The organism is Mycobacterium sp. NS-7484, from assembly GCF_001953975.1.
Taxonomy (GTDB): domain Bacteria; phylum Actinomycetota; class Actinomycetes; order Mycobacteriales; family Mycobacteriaceae; genus Mycobacterium.
Map to the genome: position 1 here is coordinate 1 of NZ_MBEJ01000054.1, position 7,463 is coordinate 7,463.

Genomic DNA, 7,463 nt, shown 5'->3' on the forward strand with positions numbered 1-7,463 from the left:
CGAACAGCTGGAGACGCTGCGGTGCTTCCTGCGCCATCACGGTTCTCGACTCAAGGTGGCCGAAGAACTCGGCCTGCACCGCAACACCGTGCGCAATCGTCTGGCCGCCATCGAGGCGGTGCTACCGGGCAAGCTCGACGATCCACAGACCCGGGTGAGCGCCTGGATCGCCCTGCAGTCGATGCCCGACGACCTCAGGCCTTGAAGTAGACGAACTGGTGGCTGGTGGCCAGTAGCGCGCCGGCACGGCCGAACAGGTGCGCAGTCTGGTCGAAGTAGCCGCCGGAGAACTTGTGCGCCCGCGCGGTGGCGAGCACGAAGTCATCGCCTTGCGCGGCGAGTTGCTCCTCGTCGGCGTGGAAGTACACCGTGAGCGTCACCGTCCCGGCCGGCACGAACTGGCCGTGCCGCAAGAACACCCGCGGATAGAAGATGTCGCTCACCGAGGTCAGGGCGCTGAAATCCAGTGGCCGCGGCGGGTTGTTGCGGACCCACAGCGTCGTGGTCGAACCGGCCGATTCGGTGGGCTCGTCGTTGGGGTCGGGCATCGCGCCTTCGGCAAAACGCATGTCGTAGTTGTCGAACCACACCACTCCGAACGGTGGCACCGATCTCTGGATGTCTTCGGGTCCGGCCACCTCGGGCGCGGCGATCTCGGTGTCCGACCAGCCCTGGCGCCGTAGACCGAACACCGCGGTGGCGGTGGTCTTGGCCTCCCCGTCCTGGCTCAGTTCGACGATCCAGTGCTGATTGGAGCGGTTGGTCTTGACGCACCGGGTGACGATCTCGAACTCACCGTCGGCGATGGGGGCCAGATAGTTCACCGTCAACGCGATGGGCTGGCCGTGCCGTTGCGGGTGTAGCTCGACCGCGCGCACCAGGGAGGCTGCGGTGATACCGCCGAAGGGCCCGACCATGTTGGCCCACTCGGGGATTGTCCGCCCACGCCACCGGCCGTCGCCGGCTGCTTCGAGGTCGAGCGCCTTGTCGAAGGGATGCACCGGGCCACAGTACCGAGGGTTGCGGGCTACCTCGCCGCAGCGTAGTTCGGCCGGCCCAGGCCCAGCGCCTGCTGGGCGATCATGTTGCGGAACACCTCGAGGGTTCCGCCGTAGATGCCGGTCGGGCCGGCCAGCCGGAAGATGTATTCGGCACCGCCGTCGTCGGCGGCCCCAGCGGTCCCGACGGGCAGGGCCGCGGCCGAGCCGACGATGTCCATCAGGTCCGGGGAGATATCGCGCATGGTCTGGGCGATGGCCACGCGGCCGTACATGTCCGGACTGCTCATCGCGGCCTCCAGGCGGGCGACGGCCCGGCCCAGCCGGTACCGGGATGCCGCGTCGTCGGGGGCGACGGCCGCCACCCGGTCGAGCACCTCGGCCGTCAACGTGATGTGTTCGGTCATCGTGGCGAGCTTCTGCAGGCCGCGGGTCTCGCGTTCGAAGGTGCCGTGTTCGAGTTCGAGGGCACCGCGCAGCACCGTCCACCCGCCGTTGACCTCGCCCACGCGGTAGCGGTCGCTCACCCGGACATCGCTGTAGTAGGTGATGTTGGTGCGGTCCCCGTCGACGGTCCGGATCGGTTGGATCTCGACGCCCGGCGAATCCAGCGGCACCAGGAACATCGTCAGGCTCTTGTGCTTGGGTGCCGACGGATCGGTGTTGGTCAACAGGAAAACGTACTGGGCGTTGTGGGCGTTCGAGGTGAACATCTTGGACCCGTTAACGATCCAACTGTCGCCGTCCCGGACCGCGCGAGTCTTGCAGGTCGCCACGTCGGACCCGCCCTCGGGCTCGGTGTAGCCCAGGCACAGTCGCAGCCTGCCGTCCAGCACACCCGGCAACACTTCGTCGAGCAGCTCGGGTGTGGCGAACTTCTCCATGGTGTGCGCCACCATCGCGGTCGTGCCCCAGTGGAACCACGGGGTGTGGGCCCGGCCGATCTCCAGTTCCCAGATCCGGCGCCGGACCGCGCTGAACCCGCCGTCGGCCTCGGCCCGATAATCTCCGGCCAGATATCCGGCCGCGCCCAGGGCCAGATGCACTGCCTCGTCGAAATTCTCGCCGGTCTCGCGATCACGCTGGATCACCTCGTCGGTGACCACCTCGGCGAGGAATGCCCGCAGCTCATCGCGGAACGCCAGGTCGTCCCCGGAGAGCTCGACGTGGGAGAAGTCCATCAGGACACCGTGACATTTTCTGGATCATTTGTAAAGACGACGTCCTGTCGCCGCAGCAGCAACAACAGCCCTCCCCCGACCAGTGCTGCGGCGCCGGCCAGGACGAGAAACCCGTCAAAGCTGTTACTGGCAGCCAAGATACGGCTCAGCACGACCGCACCCAGCGCCGAGGACACCCCGATCACCGCGGACAGGATGCTCAGTACCGTGCTGTACACGTCCAGGCTGAAATGTCGGGCCACCAGATAGGCGATCACATCTCCTTCGGCGCCCCAGGCGGCACCCAGACAGCAGACCGCGACGGTCAACACACCGATGTGGTCCCACGGGGAGGCCACCAGCAGGCAGCCAAGTCCCGGCAGAGCCATCGCCACCGCGGCGACCACCTGCGCCGGCAATCGGTCGAGGGCCACCCCGCAGACGAAGCGGCCGACGATGACGGCGGTGGCGAACACGGTGATGAGTACCGCGACGGCGCCACCGGCTCCGGCGTCACCCAGCATGATCCCAAGTTGAGTGGTGGTCACCGAGTGGTACAGGTTGCACAGCAGCACGCCGAGCAACAGGATCCAGAACACCCGGCTCCCGCAGATGGCCCGATAATCGTTGCCGGTCTTGCGTTTTCGTGCCGACGGCGACGCATCCCCGTCACCCCGCGGAATGAGCACCAGCGCGATGACGCCGATCACCGCGATGGTGGCGGCGATCGCCACGCAGCCGGCCCGCCAGCCGTAGATCCGGTTGATCACGGCGAGGGCCGGAGAGCCCACGGCGCCCAACAGCGGCGGGCCGGAGATTGCAATGGCCAGGGCCAGGCCCCGGGCGGCCTGGAAGCGGGTGGCGACCAGCCGGCTGTAGATCGCCGGGGTGGTGGTCACCCCGAGTGCGATGAGGACGACGTTGATCGCGAAGTACTGCCAGATCGGACCGGACATCATCGCGTACGCGATCCAGCACAGCGGCAATCCGACGACACCGGCGGCCGCGACCCGGCGCACCCCATACAGGTCGGCCAGGCGGCCGTAGACCGGGAGGAAGACGAAGGTGAGCAACGTGATTGCCCCGGTCAGCGCGAACTCCGAACGGCTCCACCCGAACGCCGCGAGGAACTGCGGCCCCATCGCGGCATTCGTGTAGGCACTCAGGCTCAAGCCGGCGCTGAGCCCGGCCGTGGCCGCAGCCAGCGGTTGCCAGTTGGTCCGAAACTCACCGAAGTAGCTCATAGACCGGTCAGTTTCGCACTGCCAACCGAGCGATCTCGATCGGCCCTCGACGACTGGCTGCAGGTGTGCCACACGGCGGGGCAGACCAAGACGACGGCGATCCTGCTGAAATATGGTGTCGGAGACTGGAATGCGCTGCACCGCGACCTCTACGGCGAGTTGATCTTCCCGCTGCAGGTGGTGGTCGACCTGTCCCAGCCCGACAGCCCATCGGCACTGCGGTAGGGGCATGCCCGCTATTACGGCCTGCCACAACATCTTCCCATTGACTAGCCAGGCTCTATGTCTAAGATTCCAGCCACATACTGGCAGTAATCCTCGGCGTAAGTGGCTCCAGGGTTGGAGACCTGCCGGGTCTAGCTCGTAGACACCGGGATCGCCGCGGTGTCGTCATCGTCGGCGCGGGGAGTCCGCCGCGAGACCGGCTTGCGGAAGTGGTTGTCCCCACGGGGATAGACCACCTGCGGCCACCAGAACCACCGGCCCAGCAGGGTCGCAATGGACGGCATCAGCAGTGACCGCACGATGAAGGTGTCGATCAGCAGGCCGATGGCAATCGTCGAGCCCATCTGGGCCAGCACGGTCAGGTTGCTCGCCATCATGCCGGCCATCGTCGCCGCGAACACCAGCCCCGCCGAGGTGACGACCCCACCCGTGCCGGCCATGGACCGGATGATGCCGGTCTTCAGGCCCGCGTGGATCTCGTCCTGGAACCGCGAGACCAGCAGCAGGTTGTAGTCCGATCCGACCGCCAGCAGGATGATCACCGACATCAGCATCACCAACCAGTGCACCGGCATCCCGAACAGGTCTTGCCACAACAGCACCGAGATGCCGAACGACGCCGCGATCGAGCTGCCTGCCGTCAGCACGATGGTCAACGCGGCCACCGCACTGCGCGTCAGGATGAGCATGATCATGAAGATCAGCGTCAGCGCCGACACCACCGCGATCATCAGGTCGTAGCGCGCGCCGTCGGACATGTCCTTGTATGTCGCCGCGACACCGCCGAGATAGATCTTGGCGTCCGACAGTGACGACATCTTCAAGGCCTCCTGCGCGGCCTTGCGCTCGGACTCGACCCGTGCGATCCCGTCCACCGTCGCCGGGTCGGTCTGGTGGGTGATGAACATGCGGGCGGACTTACCGTCCGGCGACAGGAACATCTTGAGGCCGCGCTCGAAATCGGGGTTCGTGAAGGCTTCCGGGGGCAGATAGAACAGGTCGTCGTTCTTGGCGTCGTCGAAGGCCGCACCCATCGACAGCGCGGTGTCGTTCATCGCCTGCATCTGGTCGATCAGGGCCTTCTGCGAGTTGTACGACGCCAGCGACAGGTCCCGACTCGTCTCCATCGACGCGATCGTCTGCGGCAGCAGCGCGGTCAATTTCGGTGCGAGGTCAGCGAGTTGGTCGGTGTTGACCTGGACCGCCGAGGTCTTGTCGGTCAGTTCATCGATTCCGTCGAGAGCGTCGAAAACCGAACGCGCCGCGGCGCACATCGGAATGTCGAAACAGTGTGGTTCCCAGTAAAAGTAGTTGCGCAGCGGCCGGAACTGGTCATCGAAGTTCGCGATGTTGTCGCGCATCTTCTTGGTGACCTCGAGCAGTTCGGCCGACTTGGCCGCGGAGTCCTGGGTGAGCTGGGTCTGTTCGAGCGAGAGCTGGTATTGCCTCTTCATGATGTCGATCGAGGTGTTGGTCGCGTCGATCATCCGAAGCTGGTCTTCGAGTTGCTTGCGCTGGAACGGCAGGTTCATATTGCTGGTCTGCCCCGAGATGCTGGTCTGGAACGGAATCGAGCTGTGCTGGATCGGGATTCCGAGCGGCCGGGTGATGCTCTGCACCATCGCGATACCTTCGGCATGCATCACATTGCTCGAAATCTTGTTCAGCACAAGCATGTCGGCGGGATTGCGCATGTCATGGGTGGACTCGACCATCAGGATGTCGGGGTTCATCCTGGCCTGGGAGAAGTGCCGGTCGGCAGCGGTGAAACCGACGTTCACCGGCGCGTCGTCGGGCAGGTAGTAGCGGTCGTTGTAGGCCGGCTTGTACCCGGGGATGGCCACCACGCCGATCAGCACGATGAACAGGCTGGCCACGAAAATCGGTGCAGGCCAACGCACCACCGCGGTGCCGACCTTGCGCCAGAACTTGCTCTGCGGGGGCCGCTTGGACTCGTACAGCCCGACCCGGCTGCCGAGGTAGAGCACCGCCGGGCCGAGCGTGACCGAGATGATTACGACGACGACCATGCCGATCGCCACCGGTGCACCCATGGTGGAGAAGTAGGGCAGACGCGCGAAGCTGAGGCAGTAGGTCGCTCCGGCGATGGTCAGACCGGAGCCCACGATGACGGGTGCCACCGATTTGAAGGTCGCGTAGTAGGAATCATCCCGGTCCAGGCCCATGCCGCGGTCTTCGCGGTACCGGCCGAAGATGAAGATGCCGTAGTCGGTGGCGGCGGCGATGGCCAGCATGGTCAGGATGTTGCCCGCGAAGGTGGTCAATCCGAACACGTTGTGCATCGCCAGCACGGACACCACGCCGCGGGCGGTCAGCAGCGCCAGGAACGTCAGGAACAACTGGATCAGCGTGGTCCTGATCGACCGATAGACCACCAGCAGCATGACGGCGATGGCGACCAAGGTGATCACGGTGATCTCGGCCAGGCTCGCGTTGCCGATGACGTGCATGTCGTTGGTCAGTGCGGCCGGCCCGGCAACGTACGCCTGCACCCCCGGCGGAGCCTTCGTCTCCTCGATGACCTTGCGGACGGCTTCGACACCCTCGTTGGCGAGCGTCATGCCTTGCTCACCGGCCAGGTTGATCATCACGTAGGACGCTTTACCGTCGGCGCTCTGCGCACCGGCTGCGGTCAGCGTGTCCCCCCAGAAGTCCTGGATGTGCTGGATGTGCTCGGGATCCTGCTGCAGTTTGTGAATGATCTCGTCGTAGTACCGGTGCGCGTCCGGACCCAACGGCTCCTGGCCCTCGACGACGACCATGATCGTGCTGTTGGAGTTGAACTCCTGGAAGTTGGCCCCCATCAACTTCATCGCCTGCATCGACGGGGCGTCCTCGGGCGCCATCGGCGCGGCGTGCAATTCGCCGACGACCTCGAGTTGCGGTGCAATCACATTCACCACGACCGCGATCGCGATCCAGATCAGGATGATCGGCCACGCCAAGATGCGGAGCAGGTGCGGGAAGGCCGGACGCTTCGGCTTGCCGGTGGACTCGAGCGAGGGGGCGGATGTGGTCATGCGGACTTCACCAGGCAGTAGGTCTGGGCGTTGACGCCATTGGCGGATTGCTCCTCGCGGACAGTGCCGTTGACGGTGACACGGCACCCGATGTGGTCGGCGCTGCTTTCGCTGTCGCTGCGCGCCATCAGGTTCGCGCTGACGGTCGGCAATGTGGTGGACAAGGTGACGGACCAGGGCAGCGGGGCATTGACCGAGTGCACCTTGGCGTCCGGATCGAAATAGCTGATATCGGCGGAAGTTCCGGGCGGCCCGTACACCTCGTACAGGACCACCTTCGGATTGAACTGGACGATCTCGATGCCGGCCCCGGCGTTGGCGTTGAGGTCCTCGGAGCCGAACATCCGGTGCAGTCGTGAGACCACCAGGCCCGAGATCGCCAGCACCACCACGAGAACCAACGGAATCCACATCCGCTTGAACAGTCGGCCGACCGGCGCAGCCCTCACGAACACCTCCCGACAGACCCAGCGGCGAATTAGTTCGAATACCTATGTACAGCGGGGTGAAACTTTACACCCGTCCACAACCCCGGTGGGCCGCAGCCTATTCCTGTGAACTTGCTGGCAGAAGGCTTGAAACGGCACCCCGGCCAGCCCGGCCGACATGGCCCCGATTGGCCATCGGCTACCTAGATCAGCTATTCTTATACATAGAATTTCTATGTAATGTCGGGAGGTTGCCATGTCGGTGGAATTCGTCGACACGGTGCTGCCGTGCGTCGAGCAGATCGAACGTGGTGCGCGCCGCCTGACCCACAACCGGTACGACGCCGAAGACCTCGTGCAGGAGACA

6 protein-coding genes and 1 pseudogene are annotated in these 7,463 nt (G+C 65.1%); 2 read left to right on the forward strand and 5 right to left on the reverse strand.

Annotated features, from left to right (window positions below):
• Positions 1-205 (forward strand): helix-turn-helix domain-containing protein (locus tag A5733_RS09780; protein ID WP_142253896.1); only part of this gene is annotated, 205 nt, incomplete at its 5' end.
• On the opposite strand, the gene A5733_RS09785 is transcribed toward A5733_RS09780, so the two are convergent.
• From A5733_RS09785 to A5733_RS27045, 3 genes are read right to left on the reverse strand one after another with little or no spacing between them, the layout of a single operon-like run.
• Complete coding sequence (locus tag A5733_RS09785) at positions 195-1,001, reverse strand: acyl-CoA thioesterase II (protein WP_076239973.1); 807 nt, start codon at positions 999-1,001, stop codon at positions 195-197. The two genes, A5733_RS09780 and A5733_RS09785, sit on opposite strands and share 11 nt — an antisense overlap.
• A 26-nt stretch (positions 1,002-1,027) precedes the next feature.
• Positions 1,028-2,179, reverse strand: coding sequence for an acyl-CoA dehydrogenase family protein (locus A5733_RS09790; protein ID WP_076239974.1), 1,152 nt, complete (start codon positions 2,177-2,179; stop codon positions 1,028-1,030).
• Positions 2,179-3,402 carry an MFS transporter gene (locus A5733_RS27045; protein WP_076239975.1) on the reverse strand — a complete coding sequence of 408 codons (1,224 nt, stop codon included), beginning with the start codon at positions 3,400-3,402 and terminating at the stop codon, positions 2,179-2,181. The genes A5733_RS09790 and A5733_RS27045 overlap by 1 nt, the downstream gene beginning before the upstream one ends.
• Here A5733_RS27045 and A5733_RS27050 point away from each other — a divergent pair.
• A pseudogene (locus tag A5733_RS27050) lies at positions 3,367-3,603 on the forward strand (2OG-Fe(II) oxygenase); the annotation flags it as partial. The gene A5733_RS27045 and the pseudogene A5733_RS27050 sit on opposite strands and share 36 nt — an antisense overlap.
• 155 nt (positions 3,604-3,758) lie before the next feature.
• Here the strand turns inward: A5733_RS27050 and A5733_RS09805 are convergent.
• Together A5733_RS09805 and A5733_RS09810 are read right to left on the reverse strand one after the other, a co-directional pair.
• Positions 3,759-6,668, reverse strand: a complete 2,910-nt coding sequence (locus A5733_RS09805; protein WP_076239976.1) for an RND family transporter — start codon at positions 6,666-6,668, stop codon at positions 3,759-3,761.
• Positions 6,665-7,081: an MmpS family transport accessory protein gene (locus tag A5733_RS09810; protein ID WP_067766790.1), complete on the reverse strand. Its 417-nt coding sequence runs from the start codon at positions 7,079-7,081 to the stop codon at positions 6,665-6,667. The genes A5733_RS09805 and A5733_RS09810 overlap by 4 nt, the downstream gene beginning before the upstream one ends.
• Positions 7,082-7,463 lie beyond the last annotated feature (382 nt).

Excerpts from the sequence above, each read along its gene's own strand:
- A5733_RS09790 (WP_076239974.1), bottom strand. The coding sequence starts at position 2,179 with ATGGACTTCTCCCACGTCGAGCTCTCCGGGGACGACCTGGCGTTCCGC.
- A5733_RS09810 (WP_067766790.1), bottom strand. The coding sequence starts at position 7,081 with ATGTGGATTCCGTTGGTTCTCGTGGTGGTGCTGGCGATCTCGGGCCTG.
- A5733_RS09805 (WP_076239976.1), bottom strand. The coding sequence starts at position 6,668 with ATGACCACATCCGCCCCCTCGCTCGAGTCCACCGGCAAGCCGAAGCGT.
- A5733_RS27045 (WP_076239975.1), bottom strand. The coding sequence starts at position 3,402 with ATGAGCTACTTCGGTGAGTTTCGGACCAACTGGCAACCGCTGGCTGCG.